Below are 26,143 nucleotides of genomic sequence, written 5' to 3'. Positions count from 1 at the left end.
TTATAACACCTTTCGACGTTGGCTGAGTACAGGTCGTATCGATGCCATCCTTGCTGCGTTGCAACTGCATCTCAATGAAGAAGGGCTTATCGACTTCGACCTGTGGTGCATTGACGGCTCCAATGTCAGGGCATCCAAAGATGCTGCCGGAGCGCGTAAAAAAACTCTCCGGTGAATCAAGCCCTTGGTCGCTCTCGTGGTGGTTTTGGCAGCAAAATTCACTTGGTCACTGATGGTAATGGTTTACCGCTGGGGTTCTGCCTTTCGCCGGGGCAATCAGCGGAAATCAGATATGCGACAAGTGCGTTGGCCATGGCAAGGATCCCGACTTCATCAGGCCGTTATCGCACTCGGCCAACTCATCTTGCCGCAGATAAGGCCTATAGCAGCAGGGCTCTGCGGGCAGAACTCCGGCGCAGAAAGATAAAAGCGGTTATCCCGCAACGCAGCGACCAGCAACGGCACCATAAGGGACGTCCACTGGTGTTAGACAAAGCTCGTTATCGTAGGAGAAATGTGGTCGAACGGTGCTTCGGATGGCTGAAGAAGTTTCGCCGATTCTCAACGAGGTATGAAAAGCTGGCGGGAAGTTTTGCTGCTTTTATCAAGCTGGCTTTCTGCCTTCGTTACTTACGGGAACTATTGGTGGACAGAAAACCAGCATTTTGAGAACGCAGCCTAGTCGCGGCCTGCACCTCGACCCTGGCGCTGGGGGTGATAGTGGCCTGTCAGGGCAAACTGCCGCTGTTGCTCAGCTACATCAAAGGGCGTCCCCTCTACTATCTGGCGCTGGGGGTGCTCAACCCCTTCCTCTATTACTTACTGCTGTTTAAGGCGTATGACCTGCTGCCAGCCCAGCAGGCGCAGACCCTCAACTACACCTGGGCCATCACCCTCAGTCTGCTGGCCGTCCCCTTCCTCGGCCAGAAGCTGCGCCGCCGCGACGGGGTGGCCATCGTGCTCGGTTACTTCGGTGCGCTGGTGATCGCGACCAGGGGGGATGTGTTCGGTCTGCAGTTCGACAGCCCCCTCGGCGTGACGCTGGCGCTGGTGTCGACCCTCATCTGGGCCGGCTACTGGATCCTCAACACCCGCAATCAGGGGGATCCCATCGTCAGCCTGCTGCTCGGCTTCATCATCAGCCTGCCCTTCATCGTCGTGGCGACCTGGCTGCTCTCCGATTTTGCCATGACCGCCTGGCAGGGATGGGCCGGCGCCATCTATGTCGGGCTGTTCGAGATGGGCTTCGGCTTCGTGCTCTGGCTGATGGCACTGCGCCACGCCACCAACACGGCACCCATCAGCAACCTCATCTTCATCTCGCCTTTTGCCTCGCTGGTCCTGCTCAACCTGTTGATCGGCGAGACCATCCACCCGGCCACCCCCATCGGGTTGGCGCTCATCGTCGCCGCTCTGCTGATCCAGCAGCTGAAGTACGGCAGGCGCTACCGCAAGGCAACCGAGCCGCAGGCCTGACAATGCAGAAGGGCGCATCCACGGATGCGCCCTTCGTTCAATCAATCCACTCCAGCGGCTGGTTCTTGGGCAGCCGGATCTCCACCAGCAAGCCCCCCTGCTCGGCACGCCCCAGTCTGATAGTGCCGTGGTGCTGGGAGACGATCTTGGCGACGATGGCCAGCCCCAGCCCACTGCCGCTGCCGGTACGGGCCTCGTTCCCCTGGGTGAAGGGCTTGAGCACCCGGTAGTAATCCTGTTCCGGAATGCCGGGGCCATCATCCGACAAGCGCAACCGGACCCAGTGACCGTCATCCTTGAGCTCGGCCTGTAGCCGGCTCGCCCCGTAGCGCAACGAATTGCCCGACAGGTTATTGAGGATGCGCCGGATGCTGATGGGATTGCAGGCCACCCGCACCGCTTCGGCCGGCAGATCCAGCTCCACTTCCAGCCCCTGCTCGGTCTGCACCAGCAGCACATCGTGGATCAGCTGGGTCAGGTCCACCGGCTGGGTATCCAGTCCTTCATCTGGACGAATGTAATCGATGAACTGATCGATGATACCGTTGGATTCGTCGATGTCCGCGTTGATGCTCTCCTTGAGATACTCATCTCCGGAGGACATCATCTCGGTCGCCAGCCGGATACGGGTCAACGGCGTACGAAGATCGTGGGAAACCCCCGCCATCATCATGTTTCGCTCTTCGATGAGGTTCTTGATGGAGCTCGACATGTGGTTGAAGGTGCGGGTCAGCCGGCGTACCTCCCGCGAACCCTGCTCCCCCAGCGCATCGGGGAAGTTACCACGGGCAACCGCCACGGCCCCCGCCTCCAGTTCCTCCAGCGGCCGCACCAGCTGGCGGGCAAACCGCCAGGCCGCGAACAGGGTAACCACCAGCAGCACGCTCATGTAGAGGATCAGCGGCTCTATGTCGTCGTCCTCGATCTCGGTCAGCGGGATGCGCACCCACACCTTGTTGGCCTGGGGCGGCTGGATCCAGATGATGTAGTGATCCTGGATTTCGACCCGCACCTTGGTCTTGCCCCCCAGCTCGCGACTGATGCTCTCCTCCAGATAGGTGTAGGGCTTGGACTCCTTGAGCCCGTGCTGCTCCGCCTCGGTCTGGGTATAGATGTCGCTGCCGGTCGCCACGTAGACCAGCGCCTCGGCATCTTCACTCAGCGCCAGCTGGTTGCTCTCGACCGGGAAGATGAGCTTGACCTGATTGGCCAGCAGGTGGCTGATCTGCTTGACGGTCGGCGCCAGCAGGTAGTTGTAGAAGGTGGCATAGGAGACAAACTGATAGACCACCAGCACGGCGGCCAAAAACCAGAGCATGCGGGAAAACATGCTGCTCACTTTCTTCATTCGCCATCACCGTCCGGCACGAATACATAGCCCAGACCCCAGACGGTCTGCAGATAACGGGGCTGTGCCGGGTCCTGCTCCAGCAGGCGGCGCAGGCGGGAGACCTGCACGTCGATGCTGCGCTCGGTGGCGGTATATTCGCGACCGCGGGCCAGGTTCATCAGCTTGTCGCGGGAGAGAGGCTCGCGCGGATGGCTCACCAGCACCTTGAGGACGGCGAACTCACCGCTGGTCAGTGCCACCGGATCGCCATCGCGGCTCAGTTCTCGGGTCGCCAGGTTGAGCTGGTAGCTGCCAAAGCTCACCACTTTCTCGGCGGTAGAGGGGGCACCCGGCAACTCGACGGTGTGCCGGCGCAACACGGCGCGGATCCGGGCCAGCAGCTCACGAGGGTTGAACGGTTTGGGCAGGTAATCATCGGCTCCCATCTCGAGGCCGACGATGCGATCCACCTCGTCCCCCTTGGCGGTCAGCATCAGCACCGGGATCTGGTTGCCGGCCTCGCGCAGGCGGCGACAGATGGAGAGGCCGTCTTCCCCCGGCAGCATCAGATCGAGCACCATCAGGCTGAAATTTTCACGAGTCAGCAGGCGGTCGGCCTGTTCGCCATTGGCGACGCCCCGAACTACGAACCCCTGTTCGGTCAGGTAGCGCTCCAGCAGGGAACGTAATTTCAAATCATCGTCGACGACCAGAACCTTGTATTGCTGACTCATTGCTTGCCTCTCCTCTCGATATGCTGCCAATACTAGAGCCCGGACTCGTAACGGCAAAGCATAAATATGTTACCGGTTATTGCCCGCGCTGCCGGCATGAGGCCACTTTTCCCCTGCCCCCAGCGTCATCTGGCCCGCCAGTTTTTGCTCGACAGCAAGGCGACAGCGGATAAGATCTGCCGGGCCATAAGAGGCTCATCCGCCCCATCGACACAGGGACCCTCCATGAAGACCAAGTTGATCACCCGTGAAGGCTACAACAAGCTCAAGCAGGAGCTCGATTTCCTCTGGCGCGAGGAGCGCCCCGAGACCACCCGCAAAGTGGCCTGGGCGGCCAGCCTCGGTGATCGCAGCGAGAATGCCGACTACCAATACAACAAGAAACGGCTGCGGGAGATCGACCGCCGGGTCCGTTACCTGCGCAAGTGCCTAGAGGAGCTGGGGATCGTCGACTACTCCCCCGCCCAGGAGGGCAAGGTCTTCTTTGGCGCCTGGGTCGAGGTGGAAAACGAGGAGGGAGAGACCAAGCGATTTCGCATCGTCGGCTATGACGAGATCTTCGAGCGCAAGGATTACATCTCCATCGACTCCCCCATGGCCCGCGCCCTGCTCAAGAAAGAGGTAGGCGATGAGGCCATAGTGCGTACGCCAGTCGGTGACGCCTGCTGGTACATCAATGAGATCAGCTATCCCAAATAAGCCGGCGCCGGCCCTGGCTGCCAAATCGGCTGACGAAGCCAGCATGCCCGCCTACCGGGTATGACAAGTGTCATTTCTGCCGGGGTGGCATCCCGCCGCCCGACCCCATATAGTGCTCACACCCGGCGCCTTGCGGCGCCAACCGGCCCGCGCGGCAGTGGCCTGGCTGTTACCTTGAGCACCGCCCTGACAGCCTCTTGCCCGGCGACATCGCCCTCGCGCCAGCCCGTTGTTCTGGACCCGACTACAGAGACCCTCGATGCAAAGCCACGTTATAGAACATCAGATTGCCGGTGAGCTGAATGCCCGCCCGGAACAGGTGCAGGCCGCCGTTCGCCTGCTGGACGAAGGCGCCACCGTCCCCTTCATCGCCCGTTACCGCAAAGAGGTGACCGGCGGTCTGGACGACAGCCAGCTGCGCACCCTGGAGAGCCGCCTCGGTTACCTGCGTGAACTGGCGGATCGCCGCCAGGTGATCCTGCGCTCCATCGAAGAGCAGGGCAAACTGACCCCCGAGCTGGCCCGCGAGCTGAACGAGGCCGACAGCAAGACCCGGCTGGAAGATCTCTACCTCCCCTACAAGCCCAAGCGCCGCACCAAGGGACAGATGGCCATCGAGATGGGGCTGGAGCCGCTGGCGGATCTGCTGCTGGGGGATTCCATGAAAGATCCCGAGCAGGAGGCAGTTCGCTTCCTCAATGCCGAGCAGGGGATCACTGACGGCAAGGCCGCCCTCGACGGCGCCCGCTACATCCTGATGGAGCGCTTCGCCGAGCAGGCTGATCTCCTTGAGAAGCTGCGGGACTATTTGTGGCACAACGCCACCCTGCGCGCCCGCGTGGTGGCCGGCAAGGAGCAGGAAGGGGCCAAATTCAAGGACTACTTCGAGCACGACGAGCCGCTGCACAAGGCCCCCTCCCACCGGGTGCTGGCCATGCTGCGCGGCCGCAACGAGGGCGTGCTCAACCTGGCGCTGGTCACCGGTGACGACGAGAGCGTCAGCCCCTGCGAGGGGATCATCGCCCATCACCTCAGGCTCAACCTGCAAAACCGCCCGGCCGACAAGTGGCTGCAGGGGGTGGTGAGCTGGACCTGGAAGATCAAGCTCTCCCTGCAGATGGAGACCGAGCTCATTGGCCGCATCCGCGAGTCGGCGGAAGAGGAGGCGATCAAGGTGTTCGCCATGAACCTCAAGGATCTGCTGATGGCGGCACCGGCCGGCATGCGCTGCACCATGGGGCTGGATCCCGGCATCCGCACCGGGGTCAAGGTGGCCGTGGTGGATGCCACCGGCAAGCTGGTCGATACCGCGACCATCTATCCGTTCGAACCCAAGCGCCAGATTGACCAGAGCCTCAAGACCCTGAGCGAGCTGTGCCAGAAGCACAAGGTCGAGCTCATCAGCATCGGCAACGGCACCGCCTCGCGGGAGACCGACCGCTTGGTGAGCGACCTGTTTGAGCGCTACCCGGACGCCAAGGCCCAGAAAATCGTGGTGAGTGAAGCCGGGGCATCGGTCTACTCCGCCTCCGAACTCGCCTCCCAGGAATTCCCGGATCTCGACGTCTCCCTGCGCGGCGCCGTCTCCATCGCCCGCCGCCTGCAGGATCCGCTGGCCGAGCTGGTCAAGATCGACCCCAAGAGCATCGGCGTCGGCCAGTATCAGCATGACGTCGGCCAGAGCCAGCTGGCCCGCCGGCTCGATGCGGTAGTCGAGGATTGCGTGAACGCGGTCGGGGTGGATGTGAATACCGCCTCGGTCGCTCTGCTCAACCGAGTATCAGGCCTCTCCCAGACCCTGGCCCAGAACATAGTCGCCTACCGGGACGAGCACGGCGCCTTCCAACACCGCCAGCAATTGCTGAAAGTGAGCAGGCTCGGCCCCAAGGCATTTGAGCAGTGCGCCGGCTTCCTGCGCATTCGTGGCGGCAGCAACCCGCTGGATGGTTCGGCGGTGCATCCGGAATCCTACCCTGTGGTGGAGCGGATCCTCGCCAGACTGGAACAGACCGTCGACAGCCTGCTAGGCAACAGCAGCCTGCTGCGCACCCTCAAGCCCGCCGACTACACCGATGAGCAGTTCGGGGTACCCACCGTCACCGACATCATTGGCGAGCTGGACAAGCCGGGCCGTGACCCGCGCCCCGAGTTCAAGACCGCCACCTTCAAGGAAGGGGTGGAGAAAATCAGCGATCTGGTACCCGAGATGATACTGGAAGGGGTGGTCACCAACGTCACCAACTTCGGCGCCTTCGTCGACATCGGCGTCCATCAAGACGGCCTGGTGCATATCTCCTCTCTGACCGATCGCTTCGTCAAGGATCCCCGCGAGGTGGTCAAGGCAGGTGACATTGTCCGGGTGAAGGTGCTGGAGGTGGACGTACCGCGCAAGCGCATCAGCCTGACCATGCGTCTGGATGAAAAGGCCGGCCAGCCAGCGCGCAAACCAGCCGAGCCGCACCACACTGGCAACAACGCCAAGCCGAAACAGGCCCCCCGTCAGAACGCCCCGACCGACGGCGCCATGGGCAACGCCTTCGCCGCCGCCCTCTCCAAACTGAAGAAATAAGTCCCCAGAATGCAAAAAGCCCCGCGAGGGGCTTTTTTGTGCCGGTGGTGCAGCCGCCTCACTCGGCCAGTGCGCTCAGAATAGCGTCGGCCTCCTGATGGGCCGCCAGCACCTCCCGCAGCCGGTTGAATGCCTTGCAGGCCTCTTGTGGATATTTGCCATAAGAGACGACGCCGGTATGGCTCCACCCTGCCGCCAGCATCACCTTTTTCTTGAAATGGGTACCTTCGGTACCGCCCCCACCGAGCTGCATCAAAAACTGCTCCATCTGGAGGTACGGCGGAGGGACACGGGAGAAGGTGGCAAAATCTTCCGGTTTGACTTCATCAAAGTGCATGACGACTCCTGTGAATGTGGATGGGATTACCCCTCAGAGTAGTTGCAAATAGCCGCTTGCGGGGGAAAAACAGGGGAATTGCCGAGCTCAGACGCTCAGGTTGAAGCTCTGTGGAGTCGCAGGCTTGACCGCCTGCTGATAGCGCTGGGCAATGACCTGGTTGCGCTGCTCCATGTAGCCATTCAGCACTCCGGTTTTGGCACTGCCATCTGCCTTCAACTCGGAGCCAGGATCGGCAGAGATCAGCGCCTTGCGGGCCTGGGCCTCCTTGGCCGCGGCACTCCTTGCCACGCTCAGATCCTGAGAGGAGGGTTGTGCCGGCGCCAGTGCGGCGGCACGTACCTGCTGCATCTTGGCGATGGTGGCCCTGGGCTCGCCGGGAATGACACTTATGTCGATGGAAACACCACCACCGGTGGCATAACGCTTGCCATCCGGCCCCATGGCAAACTGGTAGGTCGGACTGCCGGCATACTGACCGCCTGTGCTCTGATGCGCCTGCTCGTGGGTTCGCACCTCCTGATCCCTGTCTGCCAGCGCCTTGATCTGCAGCTCCTGTTTCTGCTGCTGTTCTTGTTGTTTGGGATCCTGCTGCATTGTTGCGCTGGCCGTCTTCACCGGTGGCCTCGACGAAACGGTTGTCGACGGCAGCCTGCGGGTTGCCGGTCTGGGAGCCCTCCCGTGCCTGCTGGGAGGTCTGATTGGCGTTGGCCTGAGTGGATCTGGATTTGTCTTTCTGGGAGCCGACCTCGGGCTCGGCATTGAAGGCCTCGGTCTGGCGGCTCTGGGGGATGAGGGCTGCGCGGCGATTGTCAGTACGTGCCGATTCCGTCTGCGGTTGCAGCTGATTGGGAATGATGGTCGGCAGACTGACATTGATGTTCATGTCACACCCGGATGTCGATCAGGGTTCCCATCATGTCGCTGGCGGTCTGGATCACCTTGGCGGAGGCACCGGCCTGCACCTCGGCACTCTTGAGGTTCACCAGTTCCTCGGGCAACTGTACCTTGTCACCGCTCGGGGTGTTGAGCCTGGCGATCTGATTGGATGCCTTGTCGGCGATCTGCTCCGCACGCTGGAACCCCTGTACACCGCTGTTCAACGCAGAATCTATACGCATGACAATTCTCCTCTGACACTGGATTAATTATCCTTCACCCCAGAGGATTAATGAAGCAAATTGGCTATTTTTCAACCTACAAAATGTTCAATGATTTCAATGAACTGCTGTGGATGAGAAATAAAGGGCGCATGTGAGGCCTTTTCCAGCACCACACTGCGGCTGGCCGGGTAGCGCTCGTCCAGCAGAGGAATGGAGGCTTTGGGTACCAACGAATCCAGCCGACCGTAGACCCGCAGCCAGGGCAGGTTCAACTGCACCAGCTCATCGCGCAGATCGACATCGGCCAGCAAACCAAGCCCCGCCTCCAGCGCGGCCAGCTGTGGAGCGGGCCGCTCCGCCAGCCAGTGGCGCAGCTGGCGGATGTCATCTCTGGCGTGTTCGCTGCCCATGGCCTGGATCGCCAGGAAACGTTCTATGGTCTGCTTGAAGTCCCCCGCCAGCATCTGGTTGAACCCGGTCAGCACCTTGGGGGCGATCCCGGGCCACTCGTCGCGGGCCATGAAACAGGGTGAGCTGGCCACCGTGATCACGGAGTGCAGTCGCTCGGGATGGTTCAAGGCCAATCGGCTTGCCACCAGACCACCGAGGGACCAACCCAACAAATGGCACTTATCCGGCAGGATGGCAGCAACCTGTTCCGCCAGCCAGGGCAGACTGTACTCGGCCTCACCCGCCAGCGGGCTGTTGCCAAAGCCGGGCAGGTCCACCAGATGGACGCGATAGCGAGCCGCCAGGGCCGGCACAATGCCGTGCCAGACCGCGCCATTCATTCCCCATCCGTGCAACAGCACCAGATCGGGCCCCTGACCAAACCGCTCTACCGATACGCTCATCTAGACTCAAGATCCTGTTCACTCTGTTGGGGTCAGCATGTTAAAGCGGCTGCTCGCCAAAGCAAGTCCGATCCTCGGCAGCCATGCCGACTGGCAGGGCAGCTGCCTGCTCTGCCAGCAACCTTGCGATGCTGACCCCTTGCTTTGCAGCTGGTGCCGACAGGCCCTGCAGCAGGTTGACCACACCTGCCGCTTGTGTGCTGCCCCCTTGCCGGCACTGGATGAAGCGCGCGAGCCGATCTGCGGTCGCTGCCAGCGCAGGCCGCCGCCATGGGAGCGGCTGCAGGTCATAGGTGACTACCGCCCCCCCTACCCCATGCTGATCCCACGGCTGAAGTATTCCGGCCAGATCCTGCTGGCCCCGCTGCTCGCCAGAGTGCTGGCAGATCATCTGGATTGCCGCGAGCCACCAGAGGCCATCATTCCGGTCCCCCTGCACTGGTGGCGCCAGTGGTGGCGTGGCTTCAACCAAGCAGAAGAGATAGCCCGCGCCCTCGGCGAGCTGACCGGCATCCCCTGCGATAATCGGCTGCTGCGCCGGGTCAGGGCAACCCCGCAGCAGACCAAATTGAGTGCGGGCCAGCGGCGGCGCAACCTGCGCGGCGCCTTCCTGATCCGCCCCCATGATTATCAGCACGTGGCGCTGCTCGATGATGTGGTCACCACGGGCGCCACCGCCGGCCATCTCACCCGCCTGCTCCATGAGAGCGGAGTCACAAAGGTGGAAGTGTGGGCCGTCTGTCGTACCCTCAAGCACCTCAAGTAGCCAACGGCACGCTACCCAAGCCTTGCCAACAGAGTTATCATGAATACCCTAGTCGTACACTCAGGTTTATGAGGATAGTGATGATCAGCATTTCCGACACCGCCCAGGCCCATTTCCGTAAACTGCTGGAAAAACAGCCTGATGGCACCAATATCCGGGTGTTTGTGGTCAATCCGGGAACCCAGAATGCCGAGTGCGGCGTATCATATTGCCCACCCGACGCGGTCGATCCGGAAGATCAACACCTGCCCTTCAGCGGCTTCGACTGCCTGGTCGATCCCCTGAGCGCCCCCTTCCTGGTGGATGCCACCATCGACTTCGTCACCGATCAGATGGGCTCCCAGCTCACCCTGAAAGCCCCGAACGCCAAGATGCGCAAAGTGGCCGATGACGCCCCCCTGATCGACCGTATCGAGTACGTGTTGATGTCCGAGGTGAACCCCATGCTGGCCGGTCACGGCGGCAAGGTCACCCTGGTCGAACTGACCGAGGACAAGCTGGCCATCCTGCAGTTTGGCGGTGGTTGCAACGGTTGCTCCATGGTCGATTACACCCTGAAAGAGGGGATCGAGAAGCAGCTGCTGGAGAAATTCCCGGGCGAGCTCAACGGCGTCAAGGATGCCACCGAGCACCAGCGCGGCGATCACTCCTACTACTGATTTGCTCTTTTTCGGCAAAGAAAAGGCCCCGCCAGCTGGCGGGGCCTTTTGCATTCTGCGGCGGGCGGATTATTCGTCCTTCTTGTCTCGCGACAGCAGGGCGATGGCCGCCTCTTTCGGATTCTTGCCTTCGTACAGCACCTTGAAGATCTGCTCGCAGATGGGCATCTCGACGCCGCAACGGGCCGCCAGCAGATGCACCTCCTTGGTGTTGCGAGAGCCCTCCACCACCTGACCGATCTCGGTCATGGCGGTATCGACGTCCTTGCCGGCGCCCAGCGCCAGACCGAAACGACGGTTGCGCGACTGGTTGTCGGTACAGGTCAGCACCAGATCCCCGAGCCCCGCCATCCCCATGAAGGTCTTGGCATCGGCCCCGAGCGCGGCACCGAGGCGCTGCATCTCTACCAGGCCGCGGGTGATGAGCGCGGTCCTGGCGTTGGCGCCAAACCCCAGCCCGTCGGAGAGACCGGCGCCGATGGCGATGACGTTCTTGACCGCCCCGCCCAGTTGCAGACCGATGAAGTCCGGATTGGTATAGACCCGGAACGAGCGGCCACAGTGCAGCAGCAGGGAGAGATCGTCGGCGAAGTCGTCGTGGGTCGACGCCACCGAGATGGCGGTCGGCAGACCGGCGGCCAGCTCCTTGGCGAAAGTCGGGCCGGAGATCACCGCCAGCGGCATCTCGTCACCCAGCACCTCGCGCGCCACGTCCTGCAGCAGGCGGCCGCTGTCCGGCTCCAGCCCCTTGGTGGCCCAGGCGATACGGGTATCGGGGCGCAGGAAGGGCTTGACCCGGGCCAACACCTGGCCGAACACATGGCTCGGCACCACCAGCAGCAGTACGGGGGCGGCTTGCACCGCCTGTTGCAGATCCGCGGTCAGCAGCAGATCGGCGGGAAAGGGGACATCCGGCAAGAATGCCTTGTTGCAGCGATCCTGTTCCAGCTCGGCGACATGGGCAGGGTCGTGACCCCACAGCAGGGTCGGATGACCGTTGCGCGCCAGAGAAATGGCAAGGGCGGAGCCGTAAGACCCCGCCCCCAAGACCGAGATAGCGATCTGGTCGGCCATTATCAGGCTTCCGCAGTCGCCTGCTGGGCCTGAGCCTGCGCCATGTGCTGGGCAAACAGGGCATCGAAGTTGACCGGTGCCAGGTTCAGCTGCGGGAAGGAACCCTTGCTCACCAGGTTGGCCACGGCTTCACGGGCGTACGGGAACAGGATGTTCGGGCAGAAGGCAGCCAGGCAGTGGGCCAGTTGCGGCTCCGGCAGGTTGCCGATGGTGAAGATACCGGCCTGCTGTACTTCGCACAGGAAGGCAGTCTCGGTTTCCAGCTTGCAGGTGACGGTCAGGGTCAGTACCACTTCATAGACGCTGTCGGCCAGGATGTTGGTCTTGGTGTCCATGTCCAGCTTGACGTCCGGCTGCCACTCTTTCTGGAAGATGTGCGGGGTGTTTGGCGCTTCGAAGGAGACGTCCTTGGTGTAGACGCGCTGGATGTGGAATTCCGGTTGTACTTCCTGGTTGTTGATCTCTTCAGCCATTTTGTTTGATTCCTTTTTATGAAAATAGGTGGGCGCAGGCCCTTAAATCAGCGTTTTTTGGTCACCGGCAGATTTTCTGCACGCCACTGGGCCATGCCACCGCTGAGCACATACACCTGCTTGAAGCCGGCTTTGCTCAGTTGGCGACCCGCGCCACCAGCGGTCATCCCCGACTCGCACACCACTATGATGGGGGCATCTTTATGCTTTTCAACCGGGCCCAGGTTATTGCTCTGGATCTGGCTGAGCGGCAGGTGCTGGGCACCGGCCAGATGGCCCTTGGCAAACTCTTCCTGACTGCGAATGTCCACCACGGTGGCGTTTTCACGGTTGATCAGCAGGGTGGCGGTGTGGTTGTTCACCGACTTGACCGGAGAAAAACGGGCACGCACCGTGGTGTAAACCAGAGTGCCCGCCAGGCCGAACCAAGCTGCGGTCAGCAGCGGGTTGCGGGCCGCAAAATCCAAATACTCTTGCATCTTCTACTATCCAGGGACCAAGACAAGTGCCCGAGTATACATGGGGACCCAGCCAAGATCAGCCATCTTGGCGGCAAAGCGGGAGCCGGCTCCCATCGGCTGGATACGGGATGCGACAGCAATATAAAAAGTGGTATCTGGCAGGCCTGACCGAGGATTCGTTGTGCAATGCGACAAGCCGGCGACAAAGGAGAAACAGGTCGGCAACAGCGTGTAGCCCCCGCCGGACGGGGCTTGGCTATCAGGTGACTATTTCGGCAGATGTAGTAATATTACGCTAGTTTCACTTCCCGCAATTCATTCCTATCCGAGAGGACATAGCCTTATGTCAACAGCTAAGAAACCTTTGGTTCTGGTCATCATGGACGGTTGGGGCTACAGCACCAAGCAAGAGCACAACGCCGTCGCTGCCGCCAAGACTCCCAACCTCGACCGTCTCGCCCGTGACTACACCAGCACCCTGATCTCCGGCTCCGGCCTGGACGTGGGTCTGCCGGACGGTCAGATGGGGAACTCCGAAGTGGGCCACGTCAACATCGGCGCCGGTCGTATCGTCTATCAGGAACTGACCCGCATCTCCAAAGACATCCAGGACGGCCCCTTCTTCGAGAACGTTGAGCTGGCCAAGGCTGTTGACGCAGCAGTAAGCAAGGGCAAAGCCGTGCACATCATGGGCCTGATGTCCCCGGGTGGCGTACACAGCCACGAAGAGCACATCATGGGCATGATCGAGATGGCCGCCAAGCGTGGCGCCGAGCAGATCTACTTCCACGCCTTCCTGGATGGCCGCGATGTACCGCCGCGTTCCGCCCAGTCCTCCATCGAGCTGTTCGATGCCCTGTTCGCCCGTCTGGGCAAGGGTCGCTTCGCCTCCATGATCGGCCGTTACTACGCCATGGACCGTGACAACCGCTGGGATCGCGTACAGCAAGCCTATGACCTGATGACTCAGGGCAAGGGCGAGTTCACCGCCGACAGCGCCAGCGAAGCCCTGGCAGCAGCCTACGCTCGCGACGAAAACGACGAGTTCGTCAAAGCGACCCGCATCGGTGCCGCCGCCCCCATGCAGGATGGCGATGCGCTGATCTTCATGAACTTCCGTGCCGACCGCGCCCGTGAAATCACCCGCGCCTTCGTCGACAGCGACTTCACCGGCTTCGCCCGCACCGCTACCCCGGCGCTGAACTTCGTGATGCTGACCGAGTACGCAGCCGACATCAAGACCGCCTGTGCCTACCCGCCGACCGCCCTGGTGAACACCCTGGGTGAGTGGCTGGCCAAGCAGGGCAAAACCCAGCTGCGCATCTCCGAGACCGAGAAATACGCCCACGTCACCTTCTTCTTCAACGGCGGCGAAGAGGCCTGCTTCACTGGCGAGGATCGCGAGATCGTTGCCAGCCCGAAAGTGGCCACCTACGACCTGCAGCCGGAGATGAGCTCCGAAGAGCTGACCGACAAGCTGGTCGGCGCCATCAAGAGCGGCAAGTACGATGTCATCATCTGCAACTACCCGAATGGCGACATGGTTGGCCACACCGGCGTGTTCGATGCGGCCGTCAAAGCCTGTGAAGCGGTCGACCACTGCATCGGTCGCGTCACCGAGGCCCTGGCCGAAGTGGGTGGCGAGTGCCTGATCACCGCCGACCACGGCAACGCCGAGAAGATGATGGACGAAGAGACTGGTCAGGCCCATACCGCCCACACCAATCTGCCGGTTCCGCTCATCTACTTCGGTCGCAAGGCCGAGGTGCTGGAAGGCGGCAAACTGTCCGATCTGGCCCCCACCATGCTGACTCTGATGGGTCTGCCTGTGCCACCGGAAATGACTGGCAAGCCCCTGATGATTCTGAAATAATCCTTCCCCATGCGGGGATGCGAAGTGATTTCAACCAAAACCAGTCGCGTCGGCCTGTTGGCCGGCGCGCTGTTTTTTTGTCTGTCGTTCGGGCCGGCCACGGCCTGGGCTGCCAACCAGCAGCTGGGCGCCATGCAGTCCCAGATCAAGGAACAGCAGCAGACCATCAAGCTCAGCAAGCAGGAGCTAGCCAAGCTCAACACCCAGCTCAAGACCGATGAGCAGGCCATCTCGGCCGCCGCCGCCAAGCTCGACCAGACCAAGCAGCAGCTCAGAGAGAACCAGCAGAAGCTGGTGGGACTGCAGCAGGACAAGCTGGATCTGGAGCAGCAGGCCAGCCGCCAGAAGCAGTTGCTGGCCAAACAGGCGGAGAGCGCCTTTACCGCCGGCAACCACGATTACCTCAAACTGCTGCTCAACCAGCAGGATCCGGCCAAACTGAGCCGTTCCCTCGACTACTACGACTACCTCAACAAGGCACGCATCGAGGCCATCGAAGCCCTGCGGGCCACCCGCACCAAACTGGCCAAAAACCAGCAGGCCACCAAAGAGACCGAAAGCCGGCTGCAATCCCTGCTCACCGAACAGCAGCAGCACCATCAAAGTCTGCTGGCCAGCCAGCAGAGCCGCGCCAAGGTGCGCAACCAGCTGCAGCAGTCGGTGCAGGATGACGAACAGAAGCTGACCAAGCTGGTCAAGGCGGAGAAAGCGCTGAAGGCCCGGCTGGAAGAGCTGCGCCGCCAGCGGGAAGAGCAGGAGCGCCGCGAGCGGGAGCGCCTTGCCAAGCTGAAGGCGGAACAGGAGCGGCAACGCAAGCTGGCAGAGCAGCGCCGTGCCGAACAGGAACGGCTCGCAGCTCAAAACAAGGCAGCCCAACAACAGCAGCCGGCCGAGGAAGTGGCCAGCAGCAAGCCCGAGCGAGGTTCGGGGATCGGCAGCGCCGGTTACTACAGCGGCCTCAAGACCAATGGCAGCCTGCGCTGGCCGGTGCAGGGGCCAATCCTCATCGCCTACGGCTCGCCGCGCACCGCCGAGCTGAAGTGGAAAGGCACCCTGATCGGCGCCAGCGAAGGCACCCAGGTCAAGGCAGTGGCGCCGGGCCAGGTGGTCTATGCCGACTGGCTGGACGGCTTCGGCATGTTGCTGGTGATCGATCACGGCCGCGGCTACATGAGCCTCTACGGTCACAACCAGTCGCTGCTGCGCCAGGTGGGCCAGAACGTGGAACAGGGTGAACCGGTAGCGCTGGTTGGCGATTCGGGCGGGCAGGACAGACCCGGTCTCTACTTCGAAATTCGCTATCAGGGCGAGGCCATCAACCCGACCAAGTGGCTGGCCAAGCGCTGATCATCGCCACCCGGCCGCCAACCCTGCCATCCAAAAAAGCCTGCATCATGCAGGCTTTTTTGTTCGCCGCCGGTATAGGGCATGGCGGCAGATGACGAAAAATTACCTCTTTTCCGGCCGGCTCAGGGGAAGACGACCAGCCCGATCTGCTCCAGCAAGGCCTGCTGCTGATCTTCGTTGATTTGCACCCCATCCAGATTGACCCGCCGCAGATCCAGCCCCGGCAGATCGCACTGGCGCAGGTCACAACCCTGCAGGTTGACGCTGGCCCAGTCTATTTGGCCAAACTCGGAACCGCTGAGATCGGAGCCCGCCAGCGAGGCACCGAACAGGTTGGCCCCCTGCCAGCGATTGCCGCTCAATTCGCATTGCTCCAGCAGACAGCCCTCAAAATTGGCGTAGCTGAAGTTGTTGCCGGTCAGATGGGCTTCGCAGAAGTAGCTCTTGACGGTGATCTGGTTGGCAAAGCTGGCGCGGGAGAAGTTGATCCCCAGCGCCTGGCAGTCGCGCAGCTCCAGCCCCAGACACTGGCTTTGGCTGCAGTCGGCCATGGTGAGATCGCAACGCAGGAAGCTGGCCTCGCGCAGGTCGCAACCCTGCAGCAGACAGCTCTGCTCGCTCTCCCGGTCATAGAAGCTGCAGTCGACGAAGCGGCATTCGGCCAGATCGAGCCAGGAGAAGTTGCAGCCGATGAAACGGCAACCCTGGAACTGCTCCCCCTCCAGGTCCCGCTGCTCGAAGCGGACGCCCTCGAAGCACTTGTCCTTGATCATCCCGCGACTCCCCCTGTTGATGGCGTCATATGCTGACTTTGTTAGACAAAAACGGTAATGTTACGTGTAACATTTCTGCCGGATCCCGAGATGAACGACACCCGCAAGCGCCGCCCTACCCTGCAGGACATAGCCGACCTGACCGGGGTCACCAAGATGACCGTCAGCCGCTACCTGCGCGACCCGCAAGCCGTGGCCGAGGGCACCCGCGAGCGGATCGCCGCCGCGGTGGAGGAGCTCGGCTACATCCCAAACCGGGCGCCGGATATTCTCTCCAACGCCACCAGCAAGGCGATCGGCATCCTGATACCCTCCCTCTCCAACCAGGTCTTCTCCGCCGTGGTACACGGCATCGAATCGGTGACCCGACCCGCCGGCTACCAGACTCTGCTGGCTCACTACGGCTACAGCCCAGAGCGGGAAGAGGAGCAGGTCGCCTCCCTGCTCTCCTATCACGTGGATGGGCTGATCCTCTCCGACAGCCAGCACACCGAGCGCACCCGCAAGATGATCGCCACCGCCGGTATTCCGGTGGTGGAGACCATGGATCTGCCGCAGAGCCCCATCGACATGGTGGTCGGCATGGATCATCGGGCAGCCGCCCGGGCCATGGTAACAGAGATGCTGCGCCGGGGCCGACGCAAGCTGGTTTACCTGGGTGCGCGGCTCGACGTGCGCACCCAGCTGCGGATGGAAGGCTACTACCAGGCGATGCAGGATTTCGGTCTCACCGGCCAGCACTTGCTGACCGAGCAGTCCTCCAGCTTCACCCTCGGTGGCCAGCTACTGGAGCAGGCGCTGGTGCGCTATCCCGATCTGGACGGCCTGTTCTGCACCAACGATGACCTGGCGGTGGGTGCCCTGCTGCAGTGTCAGGCCAAGTGGATACCCGTGCCCCAGCAGATCGCCATCGCCGGCAGCAACGCCCTCGACATCGGCCACGCCATGACCCCCAAGCTGGCCAGCATCGTCACGCCGCGCAAGGAGATCGGCCGGGCGGCAGCCACCATGCTGCTGGCCCGCCTCAATGGCCAACCGCTGGCCGACACCCGGCAAGACATGGGCTTCTCCCTGTACGAGGGGGACAGCCTGGGCTGAGGGCCAGACCCCCGCCGTTCAACCAAAACAGAGCAGGCCACCCTAGGGTGGCCTGCTTGCCTGGCAAACGGAAGGTCCGGCTCACGCCGACGCCAACTCAGGATGCGACCAGGGCGACGGCTTCGCGGGAGAGGCGGGTCACCTCTTCCCAGTTACCGTTCTTGACGGCCTCGGCCGGCAGCATCCAGGAGCCGCCAACGGTGGCGACGCACTTGAGCGCCAGGTAGTCGGCCACGTTTTTCGGGCCGATACCGCCGGTGGGGCAGAACTTCACCTGGGGCAGCGGCGCCGCGATGGCGGCCAGCGCCTTGGTGCCGCCGTTCGCCTCGGCCGGGAAGAATTTGAGGTGGTCGTAGCCCGCTTCCAGCGCCTGCATCACCTCGGACGGGGTGGCCACGCCCGGGATCAGCGGCGCCGTGCTCTTGGCCGCGTGGGCCAGCAGGGCCGGCGTCATCCCCGGGGAGATGACGAAGCGGGCACCGGCGGCCACGGCGGCGTCAAACTGCGCGCAGTTGAGCACGGTACCGGCACCGACCATGGCCTCCGGCATCGCCTTGGCGATAAGGGCGATCGCATCGAGTGCCACCGGGGTGCGCAGGGTGATTTCGAACACCGAGATGCCGCCGGCCAGCAGCGCCTTGGCCATCGGCAGGGCCTGATCCAGCTCATTGATGACCATCACGGGTACCAGCGGGGAGGCGGCAAACACCTCGGCCGGGGTCACTTTCCAGTTCTGCATAGCTCTTCCTTAGTCAAAGATGGTGGCGCCACACTCGGCGCTCGATACCGCGCGACGCATCACGCTGAACAGTTCACGACCCCACCCCTCTTGTTCCAGGGTGAGGTCGATCTCGGCCTGGGTACGGCCGCTCAAATCGGTCAGGCAGTCGAGGCTGCCGGTTACCGCATCCACCCGCAGCAGGTCGCCATCGGCAAGCAGGCCGATGGCCCCGCCGTGCAGCGCTTCCGGGGTGACGTGGATGGCGGCCGGGATCTTGCCGGAGGCGCCGGAGAGGCGGCCGTCGGTGACCAGTGCCACCTTGTGACCCGCCTTCTGCAGGTTGCCGAGCACCGGCATCAGCTTGTGCAGCTCCGGCATGCCGTTGGCGGCCGGGCCATTGTGACGCACCACGATGACGGCATCCTGATTGAGATCCCCCGCCTTGTAGGCCGCTTCCACCGCATGCTGGGAGGAGAAGACCCGGGCCGGAGCTTCAATCACCCGATACTCGGGGGCCACGGCAGAGACCTTGACCACGGCGCGGCCCAGATTGCCGGAGAGCAGCTTGGTGCCACCGGTAGCCTGGAACCGGCTACCGGAAGGCGACAGCACGCTCGCATCACTGCTCTCGCCCACCGGCTGCCATACCAGCTTGCCATCCACCAGTGCCGGACGGCTGAGGTAATCCTGCATCTCGCCGAAGACCGGGGTGGCATCCAGGTGGATCAGCCCCTCTTGTGCCAGCCGGCGCATCAGGCCGGGCACGCCACCCGCCTGCTCGAAGGCGTTCACGTCGGCCGGGCCGTTCGGGTACATGCGTACCAACAGCGGCACCACGTCGGAGAGATCGCTGATGTCGTCCCAGGTCAGCACCAGACCGGCGGCGCGGGCCAGCGCCACCATGTGGATGCTGTGGTTGGTGCTGCCGCCGGAGGCGAGCAGGGCCACCAGCCCGTTGACCAGCGAGCGCTCGTCGATCACCGCACTCAGGGGGCGATAGGCCGGGGAGCCGGGGATCATGGCGCTGATGCGGCGGGCCGCCTCCTCGGTGAGGGCGCGGCGCAGCTCGCTGTGCGGGTGCACGAAGGCGGAGCCCGGCAACATCAGACCCATGGCCTCGAACACCAGTTGGTTGGTGTTGGCGGTGCCGTAGAAGGTGCAGGTGCCGGCCGCGTGGTAGGCGCCGCACTCCATCTTGAGCAGGGCATCGCGACCCACTTCGCCGGCGGCGTACTGCTGGCGCACCTTCACCTTCTCGTCGTTGCTGATGCCACTCGCCATCGGGCCGGCCGGCACGAAGGCGGTGGGCAGATGAGCGTGGGAGAGCGCTCCCATGATCTGGCCCGGCGCTATCTTGTCGCAGATGCCGAGCAGCAGGGTGGCATCGAAGGTGTTGTGGGAGAGCGACAACGCGGTCGCCTGGGCGATGAGATCGCGCGAAAACAGGGACATGTCCATCCCCGGCTGGCCCTGGGTCACGCCGTCGCACATGGCGGGCACACCGCCGGCCACCTGGGCGCTGTGGCCGAGCTCGGCCAGCGCGGCCTTGATGATGTCCGGATAGCCCTGATAGGGCTGATGGGCGCTCAGCATGTCGTTGTAGGCGGTGACGATGCCGACGTTTGCGCGGGTCATGTCGAGGATGCGACCCTTCTCGTCACAGCTGGAGGCTGCCACGGCATGGGCCAGGTTGCCACAGGCCAGCGCGGCTCGGGTCTTGCCCTGATCGGCCTGGCGCTGGATGCGGGCCAGGAAGGCCTGGCGACGGGCGGCACTGCGCTCGCGAATGCGGGCGGTGACGCTGGAAATAACCTGATGGATCATTGGGCTTGCTCCAATGCGGTGACGGCGCGATCAACCACCTGTTCGAAGGTGCCGTCGATATCGATGTGGAATACACCGGCTTCGCCGTCCGGGCGCTCCAGGGTATCGAACTGACTTTGTACCATGCTTTCGCGCATGAAGTGGCCCTTGCGGGCCCGCATCCGCTCGAGGATCAGCGGCTGGCTGCCGTCGAGGAAGAGGAAGCTGACCGACTCGTTGCCCTCGCGGATCTGGTCGCGATACTGCTTCTTGAGGGCCGAGCAGACGATGATGCCCACCTCGTTCTTCTGCTCCAGGCTGTAGGCCGCGTCGCGGATCCGCTCCAGCCAGGGGGCGCGATCCTCGTCGTTGAGAGGGTTGCCACCGGCCATCTTCTGGATGTTGGCCCTGGGGTGCAGATCATCACCGTCGATGAACTTGGCGCCCAGCACGCTGGCCACCTTGAGGCCCACGCTGGACTTGCCGCTACCACACACACCCATCACGATAATGCTCTTACCCGCCATTGTTTGACCTCTATCTCATTTTTCAAAAAACGTGCTGCCGATGGGTTCTAACTTAGCACGTTACCGGTAACATGTTACCGGTAACAACAAGAATTGTGAAGTCTGCCACAGACTGAGCGCACTCATAGTCACCTGGGCAAGCGAGTTTGAGCCCTGGCCATAAATCTAAATAAATCATAAAGATATGGTCTGCCGACGGATCGGCAGGGTGTCGATACTGAACTTGGAACAAGGAATGCACAACAATGTCTGACCTCTCCCTGATCATGACGGCCGCCGGCTCCATCGTGCTGCTGCTCTTTCTGGTGATGAAGGCCCGCCTGCACGCGGTCGTCTCCCTCATCCTGGTCTCCATGGTGGCGGGGCTCGCCGCCGGCATGAACCCGGCCGACATCGCCGCCACCATCCAGAAAGGGATGGGAGGCACCCTCGGTTTCGTCGCCGTGGTGGTGGCACTGGGTGCCATGTTCGGCAAGGTGATGGAAGTCACCGGCGCCCTCGACCGGGTGGCCCACACCCTGCTCGGCAAGTTCGGCGTCAAGCGCGCCAACTGGGCCATGGCGCTGACCGGCTTCGTCTGCGCACTGCCGCTCTTCTTCGACGTGGCGGTGGTGCTGCTGATCGGCGTCGCCTTCGCCATCGTCCGCCGCGGCGGCGGCAGCTTGGTGAAGATCGGCATCGCCCTGCTGGCGGGCATCGCCACCTGCCAGGCCTTCCTGATCCCGGCGCCGGGCCCCATCCTGGTGGCGTCCCAGCTGGGGGCCGACTTCGGCTACATGATCCTGTTCGGCCTGATCGCCGCCGTTCCTGCCCTGATCCTGGCCGGCCCGCTGTTTGGCGAGCTGATCAGCAAGGTGGTCGACGTGCCGCTGCCGGCCGACGCCCAGAGCAGTGCCCATGACGACGGCCAGAACCTGCCCTCCTTCGGGCTGGCCATGGGCCTCATCGGCCTGCCGCTGCTGCTGATCGGTCTCAAGACCATCGTCGGCCGCTTCGTTGAGGCCGGCACGCCCCTGCACGGCTGGCTGGAGTTCATCGGCCACCCCTTCACCGCCATCATGGTCGCCTGCCTGGCCGCCTTCTACCTGCTGGGGATCCGCCGCGGCATGTCCCGTGACGAGGTGATGAGCGTCTGCAACAGCGCCATCCAGCCGGCCGGCGTCATCATCCTGGTGACCGGTGCCGGTGGCGTGTTCAAGCAGGTGCTGGTGGATTCCGGTGTGGGCGCCGCCCTCGGCAACATGCTGGCGGACTCCGGCCTGCCCATCGTTGCGCTGGCCTTCATCCTGGCCGCCGCGGTGCGGGTCATTCAGGGTTCCGCCACCGTCGCCATGCTGACCGCCTGTGGCCTAGTGCTGCCGATGCTGGAGCCGCTCGGCCTCAGCGGTGCCCAGCTGGCGGCGGTCACCATCGCCATCGGCGGCGGGGCCATAGTTCTCTCCCACGTCAATGACTCCGGCTTCTGGCTGGCCAACCGCTACCTCGGTCTCACCGAGAAGCAGACCCTGCAAACCTGGACCGTTATGGAAACCATCATAGGTACCACGGGCGGCGTGATGGCCATGCTGATCTACAGCTTCCTCTGATCGCGACCGTGCAGAAAAAGGCCTCCGATGTGAGGCCTTTTTCATCTTTATGACGATTCTTTCTTTGGCTAACAGGGCGAGATTGCTAGAATCGCCTATCCATCGCTCCGAGTGGAACGCTTAACGCAGTGATTTCAGGTTTCTCTATGCATTCATCGGCACATTATCGACAGCTGCTGGCGCGCCTGCCCCAGATCGCCGTCGCCGCAGACCAGTTTGAAGTGCTCAGCAGCGCCAAGGACTTCAAGAGCCGGATCCTTTCGCTCATCGCCAGCGCGACCCGCCGCATCTATCTGGTGGCGCTCTATCTGCAGGATGACGAGGCGGGACGGGAGATCCTCTCCGCCCTCTATGCCGCCAAACAGCGCAACCCGGCCCTCGACGTCAAGGTGTTCGTCGACTTCCATCGTGCCCAGCGCGGCCTGATCGGCAAGGGCAAGCAGGGTGGCAACCACCTGATGTATCAGGAGATGGCCGCTCGCCACGAGCACCAGATCGCCATCTACGGCGTGCCGGTGAAAGGTCGTGAACTGCTCGGAGTGCTGCACCTCAAGGGGTTCATCTTCGATGACACCCTGCTCTACTCCGGTGCCAGCCTCAACGACATCTACCTGCACCAGCAGGATCGCTACCGTTTCGACCGTTATCACCAGATCACCAGCCCGGAGCTGACCCGCAGCATGGTCAACTACGTGGATGACCTGTTCCTGCGCAGCGAGGCGGTGCAGCGGCTGGATCGTACCGACATCCCCAGTGCCAAGCAGCTGAAGGGACCGATCCGCCGCTTCAAGCACAACCTGCGCCTCGGCCAGTACCGCTTCGACACCATGCCGGTCAACAGCCAGGAGGTGGCCATCACCCCGATGAGCGGCCTGGGCAAGCGCGGCAACCTGCTCAACAAGATGATCCGCACCCTGGTGCGGGCCACCGAGCGGGAAATCTTCATCTGCACCCCCTACTTCAACCCGCCCAAGGAGTTGAACAAGGATATCGAGGCCCTGCTCAAGCGCGGCTGCAAGGTGACGATCGTGGTAGGCGACAAGACCGCCAACGACTTTTTCATTCCGCCGGAGGAGAAATTCTCCACCATCGGCGGTCTGCCCTATCTGTACGAGACCAACCTGCGCAAGTTCGCCGAGCGCAACCAGCATCATATCGATGCCGGCCGTCTCAACCTGATGCTCTGGTGCTGCGAGCGCAACTCCTACCACCTCAAGGGGATCTTCGTGGATGACGAGTGGGCCCTGCTCACCGGCAACAATCTCAATCCCCGCGCCTGGGCACTGGATCTGGAGAACGGCCTGCTGGTCTATGATCGCCGCCACCTGCTGCGGCCCCAGTTCAACGCCGAGTGCGAGAACATCCTGACCAACACCAAGCGCATCAGCCACTTCGATCAGATCGAGCAGATCCAGGACTACCCGGATCAGGTGCGCAAGCTGCTGGCCCGGATCCACAGGGTCAAGGCCCACATCCTGCTCAAGCGCATCATCTGACCGCGCATCGCGCCCTCGGGTATCCTCACAAGGGCCTGCCGCACATCGGCAGGCCTTTTTCATTCCAGCCCCCGATCCCGCTGGCCGCCCCCCAACCGCGCGACGCGGCTTGCGTCGGGACGGCAATAAGCCCTATCATCTGGACATATTTACAGTATTTTCGGGCATCTAATTGATGAAATTGGATAAAATCTCCCTCGACAGCCTCAAGGGCATCGGCAGCAAGATGCAGGAAAAGCTCGAGCGGCTGGGGCTGGCCACGGTGCAGGATCTGCTGTTCCACCTCCCCCTGCGCTACGAGGACCGCACCCAGGTGTGGCCCATCGGCGATCTGCCGCCCGGCCTGCATGGCGCCGTCGAAGGGGAGATCCAGGACACTCAGCTGGTGATGGGGCGGCGCCGCATGCTGGTCTGCCGCATCAGCGACGGCACCGGCACCCTCACCCTGCGCTTCTTCAACTTCACCGCCGCCCAGAAGAACAGCCTGAGCCCTGGCCGCCTGATGCGCTGCTTCGGCGAGGTGCGTCCCGGCAAATATGGGCTGGAGATGGCCCACCCCGAGTACAAGCTGCTCGGCGAGGAGCAGGCCGGCCAGACCGAAGAGGCGCTCACCCCCGTCTACCCGACCACCGAGGGGCTGCGCCAGCTCACCCTGCGCAGCCTCACCGATCAGGCGCTGGCCCAGCTCGACCTCTACGGGGTAGAGGAGCTGCTGCCCGCCGGCCTCTATCCCCAGCAGATCGATCTGGCCGCGGCCCTGAAGCTGCTGCACCGTCCGCCCCCCTCGGTGGCACTGGCCCTGCTCGAGAGCGGCCAGCACCCGGCCCAGCAGCGGCTGGTGCTGGAGGAGCTGCTGGCTCACAACCTCTCGGTCTTGAAGGTGCGGGCCCAGGCACAGACCCAGCTGGCCCGCGCCCTCAAGCCCGCGCCGGCGCTGGTGGAACAGCTGCTCGGCGCCCTGCCGTTCACCCCGACCGGTGCCCAGAACCGGGTGGTGGCGGAGATCGGCCGGGATCTGCAACAGAGCCACCCCATGATGCGGCTGGTGCAGGGGGACGTGGGCTCCGGCAAGACCCTGGTCGCGGCGCTGGCCGCCCTGCAGGCCATCGGCAACGGCTGTCAGGTGGGGCTGATGGCGCCGACCGAGCTGCTGGCCGAGCAGCACGCCATCAACTTCGCCAAGTGGCTGGAACCGCTCGGCATCGGGGTCGGCTGGCTGGCGGGCAAGCAGAAGGGCAAGGCCCGGGAGGAGGCGCTGGCCGCCATCGCAGATGGCAGCGTCAAGATGGTGGTGGGTACCCACGCCATCTTCCAGGAGCAGGTGGTGTTCCAGCGCCTCGCCCTGGTGATCATCGATGAGCAGCACAGATTCGGCGTGCATCAACGCCTCGCCCTGCGGGAAAAAGGAGAGCGGGAGGGGGTACATCCCCACCAGCTCATCATGACCGCCACCCCCATCCCCCGCACCCTGGCGATGACCGCCTATGCCGACCTCGACACCTCCATCATCGACGAGCTGCCACCGGGCCGTACCCCCATCACCACGGTGGCGCTGCCGGACAGTCGCCGCCAGGACGTGATCGAGCGGGTCAGACTGGCCTGCGAGGAGGGCAAGCAGGCCTACTGGGTCTGCACCCTGATCGAGGAGTCGGAGGTGCTGGAGTGCCAGGCCGCCGAGGACACCGCCACCGAACTGCAAAATCGGCTGCCCGGCCTGCACATCGGGCTGGTGCACGGCCGGATGCGGCCGGTCGAGAAACAGCGGGTGATGGAGGAGTTCAAGGCCGGCATACTGCAACTGCTGGTCGCCACCACCGTCATCGAGGTGGGGGTGGACGTGCCCAACGCCAGCCTGATGATCATCGAAAACCCGGAACGACTGGGGCTGGCGCAACTGCACCAGTTGCGTGGCCGGGTCGGACGCGGCTCGGTGGCCTCCCACTGCGTGCTGCTCTATCATGCTCCCTTGTCCAAGACAGCCCAGAGCCGGCTCGGGGTGCTGCGGGAGACCAACGACGGCTTCCTCATCGCCCAGCGGGATCTGGAGCTGCGCGGCCCAGGCGAGTTGCTCGGCACCCGCCAGACCGGCCTGGCTGACCTCAAGATCGCCGATCTGGTACGCGACCAATCGCTCATCCCGCAGGTGCAGAAGATGGCGCGCTTCTTGATGGACCGCCACCCAGATCATGTCGAACCCTTGATACGACGCTGGCTCGGCCTGCGAGATCACTACTCCAATGCCTGACCAAGGCAGAGGCAAAAGATGGGCGCATTGCCTGCTGGATAGACACCCAGGCCATGTCGAACCCTTGATACGGCGCTGGCTCGGCCTGCGGGATCACTACGCCACTGCTTGACCAAACAACAGAAACAGGAGGAAAGCA

General features: G+C 63.0%; 22 protein-coding genes and 3 pseudogenes. 12 read left to right on the top strand and 13 right to left on the bottom strand.

The features are described from left to right. Together CAK78_RS06235 and CAK78_RS06230 are read left to right on the top strand one after the other, a co-directional pair. Positions 1 to 669: pseudogene (locus CAK78_RS06235) on the top strand (IS5 family transposase); the annotation flags it as partial. Positions 670 to 678: 9 nt separating this feature from the next. Next, positions 679 to 1,476 (top strand): annotated as a pseudogene (locus CAK78_RS06230) (DMT family transporter); the annotation flags it as partial. 37 nt (positions 1,477 to 1,513) lie between these two features. On the opposite strand, the gene envZ reads toward CAK78_RS06230, so the two are convergent. Together envZ and ompR are read right to left on the bottom strand one after the other, a co-directional pair. Further along, positions 1,514 to 2,824, bottom strand: coding sequence for a two-component system sensor histidine kinase EnvZ (envZ, locus tag CAK78_RS06225; RefSeq protein WP_176452700.1), 1,311 nt, complete (start codon positions 2,822 to 2,824; stop codon positions 1,514 to 1,516). Next, positions 2,821 to 3,540 (bottom strand): osmolarity response regulator transcription factor OmpR, encoded by a 720-nt coding sequence (gene ompR, locus CAK78_RS06220; RefSeq protein ID WP_005307934.1) that lies wholly within the window; start codon positions 3,538 to 3,540, stop codon positions 2,821 to 2,823. Before ompR ends, envZ begins: the two co-directional genes overlap by 4 nt. A gap of 225 nt (positions 3,541 to 3,765) precedes the next feature. On the opposite strand from ompR, the gene greB reads away from it, so the two are divergent. After that, positions 3,766 to 4,239, top strand: a complete 474-nt coding sequence (greB, locus tag CAK78_RS06215; protein WP_011704309.1) for a transcription elongation factor GreB — start codon at positions 3,766 to 3,768, stop codon at positions 4,237 to 4,239. A 259-nt stretch (positions 4,240 to 4,498) separates the two neighbouring features. After that, positions 4,499 to 6,808 (top strand): Tex family protein, encoded by a 2,310-nt coding sequence (locus CAK78_RS06210; RefSeq protein WP_094696716.1) that lies wholly within the window; start codon positions 4,499 to 4,501, stop codon positions 6,806 to 6,808. Positions 6,809 to 6,866: 58 nt separating this feature from the next. Here the strand turns inward: CAK78_RS06210 and CAK78_RS06205 are convergent, their stop codons facing one another. The 4 genes and pseudogenes from CAK78_RS06205 to bioH form a co-directional block, all read right to left on the bottom strand. Next, a complete protein-coding gene (locus CAK78_RS06205) occupies positions 6,867 to 7,145 on the bottom strand; it encodes a hypothetical protein (protein WP_094696715.1) in 279 nt (92 codons plus the stop codon). An 87-nt stretch (positions 7,146 to 7,232) separates the two neighbouring features. Further along, positions 7,233 to 8,031, bottom strand: a pseudogene (locus tag CAK78_RS06200) (putative metalloprotease CJM1_0395 family protein). A 1-nt stretch (position 8,032) separates the two neighbouring features. Then, positions 8,033 to 8,266 carry a flagellar basal body rod C-terminal domain-containing protein gene (locus CAK78_RS06195; protein WP_005307918.1) on the bottom strand — a complete coding sequence of 78 codons (234 nt, stop codon included), beginning with the start codon at positions 8,264 to 8,266 and terminating at the stop codon, positions 8,033 to 8,035. A gap of 71 nt (positions 8,267 to 8,337) precedes the next feature. Next, positions 8,338 to 9,102, bottom strand: a complete 765-nt coding sequence (gene bioH, locus CAK78_RS06190) for a pimeloyl-ACP methyl ester esterase BioH (protein WP_094696714.1) — start codon at positions 9,100 to 9,102, stop codon at positions 8,338 to 8,340. Positions 9,103 to 9,139: 37 nt separating this feature from the next. Here bioH and CAK78_RS06185 point away from each other — a divergent pair, with 37 nt between their 5' ends. Further along, positions 9,140 to 9,868 (top strand): ComF family protein, encoded by a 729-nt coding sequence (locus CAK78_RS06185; protein ID WP_094696713.1) that lies wholly within the window; start codon positions 9,140 to 9,142, stop codon positions 9,866 to 9,868. A gap of 80 nt (positions 9,869 to 9,948) precedes the next feature. Beyond that, positions 9,949 to 10,527 carry a Fe-S biogenesis protein NfuA gene (gene nfuA / locus CAK78_RS06180; protein WP_011704302.1) on the top strand — a complete coding sequence of 193 codons (579 nt, stop codon included), beginning with the start codon at positions 9,949 to 9,951 and terminating at the stop codon, positions 10,525 to 10,527. A gap of 69 nt (positions 10,528 to 10,596) precedes the next feature. On the opposite strand, the gene gpsA is transcribed toward nfuA, so the two are convergent. From gpsA to CAK78_RS06165, 3 genes are read right to left on the bottom strand one after another with little or no spacing between them, the layout of a single operon-like run. Next, positions 10,597 to 11,601, bottom strand: a complete 1,005-nt coding sequence (gpsA, locus tag CAK78_RS06175; RefSeq protein WP_094696712.1) for an NAD(P)H-dependent glycerol-3-phosphate dehydrogenase — start codon at positions 11,599 to 11,601, stop codon at positions 10,597 to 10,599. Positions 11,602 to 11,603: 2 nt separating this feature from the next. Next, entirely contained in the window at positions 11,604 to 12,074 is a 471-nt protein-coding gene (secB, locus tag CAK78_RS06170; protein ID WP_005307878.1) for a protein-export chaperone SecB, read from the bottom strand. Positions 12,075 to 12,121: 47 nt separating this feature from the next. Continuing rightward, positions 12,122 to 12,553 carry a rhodanese-like domain-containing protein gene (locus tag CAK78_RS06165; protein WP_005307875.1) on the bottom strand — a complete coding sequence of 144 codons (432 nt, stop codon included), beginning with the start codon at positions 12,551 to 12,553 and terminating at the stop codon, positions 12,122 to 12,124. Between the two features lie 325 nt (positions 12,554 to 12,878). On the opposite strand from CAK78_RS06165, the gene gpmM reads away from it, so the two are divergent. Together gpmM and envC are read left to right on the top strand one after the other, a co-directional pair. Further along, the gene (gene gpmM / locus CAK78_RS06160; protein ID WP_094696711.1) at positions 12,879 to 14,408 is read left to right on the top strand and encodes a 2,3-bisphosphoglycerate-independent phosphoglycerate mutase; all 1,530 of its coding nucleotides are present in this window, start codon (positions 12,879 to 12,881) and stop codon (positions 14,406 to 14,408) included. Positions 14,409 to 14,417: 9 nt separating this feature from the next. Further along, positions 14,418 to 15,755: a murein hydrolase activator EnvC gene (gene envC / locus CAK78_RS06155; protein ID WP_094696710.1), complete on the top strand. Its 1,338-nt coding sequence runs from the start codon at positions 14,418 to 14,420 to the stop codon at positions 15,753 to 15,755. A 122-nt stretch (positions 15,756 to 15,877) separates the two neighbouring features. On the opposite strand, the gene CAK78_RS06150 is transcribed toward envC, so the two are convergent. Continuing rightward, positions 15,878 to 16,528 carry a Qnr family pentapeptide repeat protein gene (locus CAK78_RS06150; protein WP_094696709.1) on the bottom strand — a complete coding sequence of 217 codons (651 nt, stop codon included), beginning with the start codon at positions 16,526 to 16,528 and terminating at the stop codon, positions 15,878 to 15,880. Between the two features lie 90 nt (positions 16,529 to 16,618). On the opposite strand from CAK78_RS06150, the gene CAK78_RS06145 reads away from it, so the two are divergent. Then, complete coding sequence (locus CAK78_RS06145) at positions 16,619 to 17,626, top strand: substrate-binding domain-containing protein (RefSeq protein ID WP_094696708.1); 1,008 nt, start codon at positions 16,619 to 16,621, stop codon at positions 17,624 to 17,626. A 97-nt stretch (positions 17,627 to 17,723) separates the two neighbouring features. Here CAK78_RS06145 and CAK78_RS06140 read toward each other — a convergent pair whose 3' ends face one another. From CAK78_RS06140 to CAK78_RS06130, 3 genes are read right to left on the bottom strand one after another with little or no spacing between them, the layout of a single operon-like run. Beyond that, a complete protein-coding gene (locus CAK78_RS06140; RefSeq protein ID WP_025202383.1) occupies positions 17,724 to 18,365 on the bottom strand; it encodes a bifunctional 4-hydroxy-2-oxoglutarate aldolase/2-dehydro-3-deoxy-phosphogluconate aldolase in 642 nt (213 codons plus the stop codon). A gap of 9 nt (positions 18,366 to 18,374) precedes the next feature. Next, on the bottom strand, positions 18,375 to 20,171 hold the full coding sequence (gene edd, locus CAK78_RS06135; RefSeq protein ID WP_017766243.1) for a phosphogluconate dehydratase: 1,797 nt from the start codon (positions 20,169 to 20,171) through the stop codon (positions 18,375 to 18,377). Next, positions 20,168 to 20,677, bottom strand: a complete 510-nt coding sequence (locus CAK78_RS06130; RefSeq protein ID WP_094696707.1) for a gluconokinase — start codon at positions 20,675 to 20,677, stop codon at positions 20,168 to 20,170. The genes edd and CAK78_RS06130 overlap by 4 nt, the downstream gene beginning before the upstream one ends. Positions 20,678 to 20,922: 245 nt before the next feature. Between CAK78_RS06130 and gntU the strand changes: the two genes are divergently transcribed. The 3 genes from gntU to recG all read left to right on the top strand — a co-directional run bounded on the left by gntU (position 20,923) and on the right by recG (position 26,004). After that, positions 20,923 to 22,263, top strand: coding sequence for a gluconate transporter (gene gntU, locus CAK78_RS06125; RefSeq protein ID WP_094696706.1), 1,341 nt, complete (start codon positions 20,923 to 20,925; stop codon positions 22,261 to 22,263). 146 nt (positions 22,264 to 22,409) lie between these two features. Then, positions 22,410 to 23,759 carry a CDP-diacylglycerol--serine O-phosphatidyltransferase gene (pssA, locus tag CAK78_RS06120; protein ID WP_176452699.1) on the top strand — a complete coding sequence of 450 codons (1,350 nt, stop codon included), beginning with the start codon at positions 22,410 to 22,412 and terminating at the stop codon, positions 23,757 to 23,759. 175 nt (positions 23,760 to 23,934) lie between these two features. Continuing rightward, complete coding sequence (gene recG, locus CAK78_RS06115) at positions 23,935 to 26,004, top strand: ATP-dependent DNA helicase RecG (protein ID WP_026141688.1); 2,070 nt, start codon at positions 23,935 to 23,937, stop codon at positions 26,002 to 26,004. Positions 26,005 to 26,143: the final 139 nt, after the last annotated feature.

This window comes from Aeromonas sp. A35_P, from assembly GCF_002259925.1.
In the GTDB taxonomy this organism is placed as follows: domain Bacteria; phylum Pseudomonadota; class Gammaproteobacteria; order Enterobacterales; family Aeromonadaceae; genus Aeromonas; species Aeromonas dhakensis.
Note: the sequence above shows the minus strand (reverse complement) of the source record. Positions and strands in the feature narration are given on the sequence as shown.

Excerpts from the sequence above, each read along its gene's own strand:
- envZ (WP_176452700.1), bottom strand. The coding sequence starts at position 2,824 with ATGAAGAAAGTGAGCAGCATGTTTTCCCGCATGCTCTGGTTTTTGGCC.
- ompR (WP_005307934.1), bottom strand. The coding sequence starts at position 3,540 with ATGAGTCAGCAATACAAGGTTCTGGTCGTCGACGATGATTTGAAATTA.
- greB (WP_011704309.1), top strand. The coding sequence starts at position 3,766 with ATGAAGACCAAGTTGATCACCCGTGAAGGCTACAACAAGCTCAAGCAG.
- CAK78_RS06210 (WP_094696716.1), top strand. The coding sequence starts at position 4,499 with ATGCAAAGCCACGTTATAGAACATCAGATTGCCGGTGAGCTGAATGCC.
- CAK78_RS06205 (WP_094696715.1), bottom strand. The coding sequence starts at position 7,145 with ATGCACTTTGATGAAGTCAAACCGGAAGATTTTGCCACCTTCTCCCGT.
- CAK78_RS06195 (WP_005307918.1), bottom strand. The coding sequence starts at position 8,266 with ATGCGTATAGATTCTGCGTTGAACAGCGGTGTACAGGGGTTCCAGCGT.
- bioH (WP_094696714.1), bottom strand. The coding sequence starts at position 9,102 with ATGAGCGTATCGGTAGAGCGGTTTGGTCAGGGGCCCGATCTGGTGCTG.
- CAK78_RS06185 (WP_094696713.1), top strand. The coding sequence starts at position 9,140 with ATGTTAAAGCGGCTGCTCGCCAAAGCAAGTCCGATCCTCGGCAGCCAT.
- nfuA (WP_011704302.1), top strand. The coding sequence starts at position 9,949 with ATGATCAGCATTTCCGACACCGCCCAGGCCCATTTCCGTAAACTGCTG.
- gpsA (WP_094696712.1), bottom strand. The coding sequence starts at position 11,601 with ATGGCCGACCAGATCGCTATCTCGGTCTTGGGGGCGGGGTCTTACGGC.
- secB (WP_005307878.1), bottom strand. The coding sequence starts at position 12,074 with ATGGCTGAAGAGATCAACAACCAGGAAGTACAACCGGAATTCCACATC.
- CAK78_RS06165 (WP_005307875.1), bottom strand. The coding sequence starts at position 12,553 with ATGCAAGAGTATTTGGATTTTGCGGCCCGCAACCCGCTGCTGACCGCA.
- gpmM (WP_094696711.1), top strand. The coding sequence starts at position 12,879 with ATGTCAACAGCTAAGAAACCTTTGGTTCTGGTCATCATGGACGGTTGG.
- envC (WP_094696710.1), top strand. The coding sequence starts at position 14,418 with ATGCGGGGATGCGAAGTGATTTCAACCAAAACCAGTCGCGTCGGCCTG.
- CAK78_RS06150 (WP_094696709.1), bottom strand. The coding sequence starts at position 16,528 with ATGATCAAGGACAAGTGCTTCGAGGGCGTCCGCTTCGAGCAGCGGGAC.
- CAK78_RS06145 (WP_094696708.1), top strand. The coding sequence starts at position 16,619 with ATGAACGACACCCGCAAGCGCCGCCCTACCCTGCAGGACATAGCCGAC.
- CAK78_RS06140 (WP_025202383.1), bottom strand. The coding sequence starts at position 18,365 with ATGCAGAACTGGAAAGTGACCCCGGCCGAGGTGTTTGCCGCCTCCCCG.
- edd (WP_017766243.1), bottom strand. The coding sequence starts at position 20,171 with ATGATCCATCAGGTTATTTCCAGCGTCACCGCCCGCATTCGCGAGCGC.
- CAK78_RS06130 (WP_094696707.1), bottom strand. The coding sequence starts at position 20,677 with ATGGCGGGTAAGAGCATTATCGTGATGGGTGTGTGTGGTAGCGGCAAG.
- gntU (WP_094696706.1), top strand. The coding sequence starts at position 20,923 with ATGTCTGACCTCTCCCTGATCATGACGGCCGCCGGCTCCATCGTGCTG.
- pssA (WP_176452699.1), top strand. The coding sequence starts at position 22,410 with ATGCATTCATCGGCACATTATCGACAGCTGCTGGCGCGCCTGCCCCAG.
- recG (WP_026141688.1), top strand. The coding sequence starts at position 23,935 with ATGAAATTGGATAAAATCTCCCTCGACAGCCTCAAGGGCATCGGCAGC.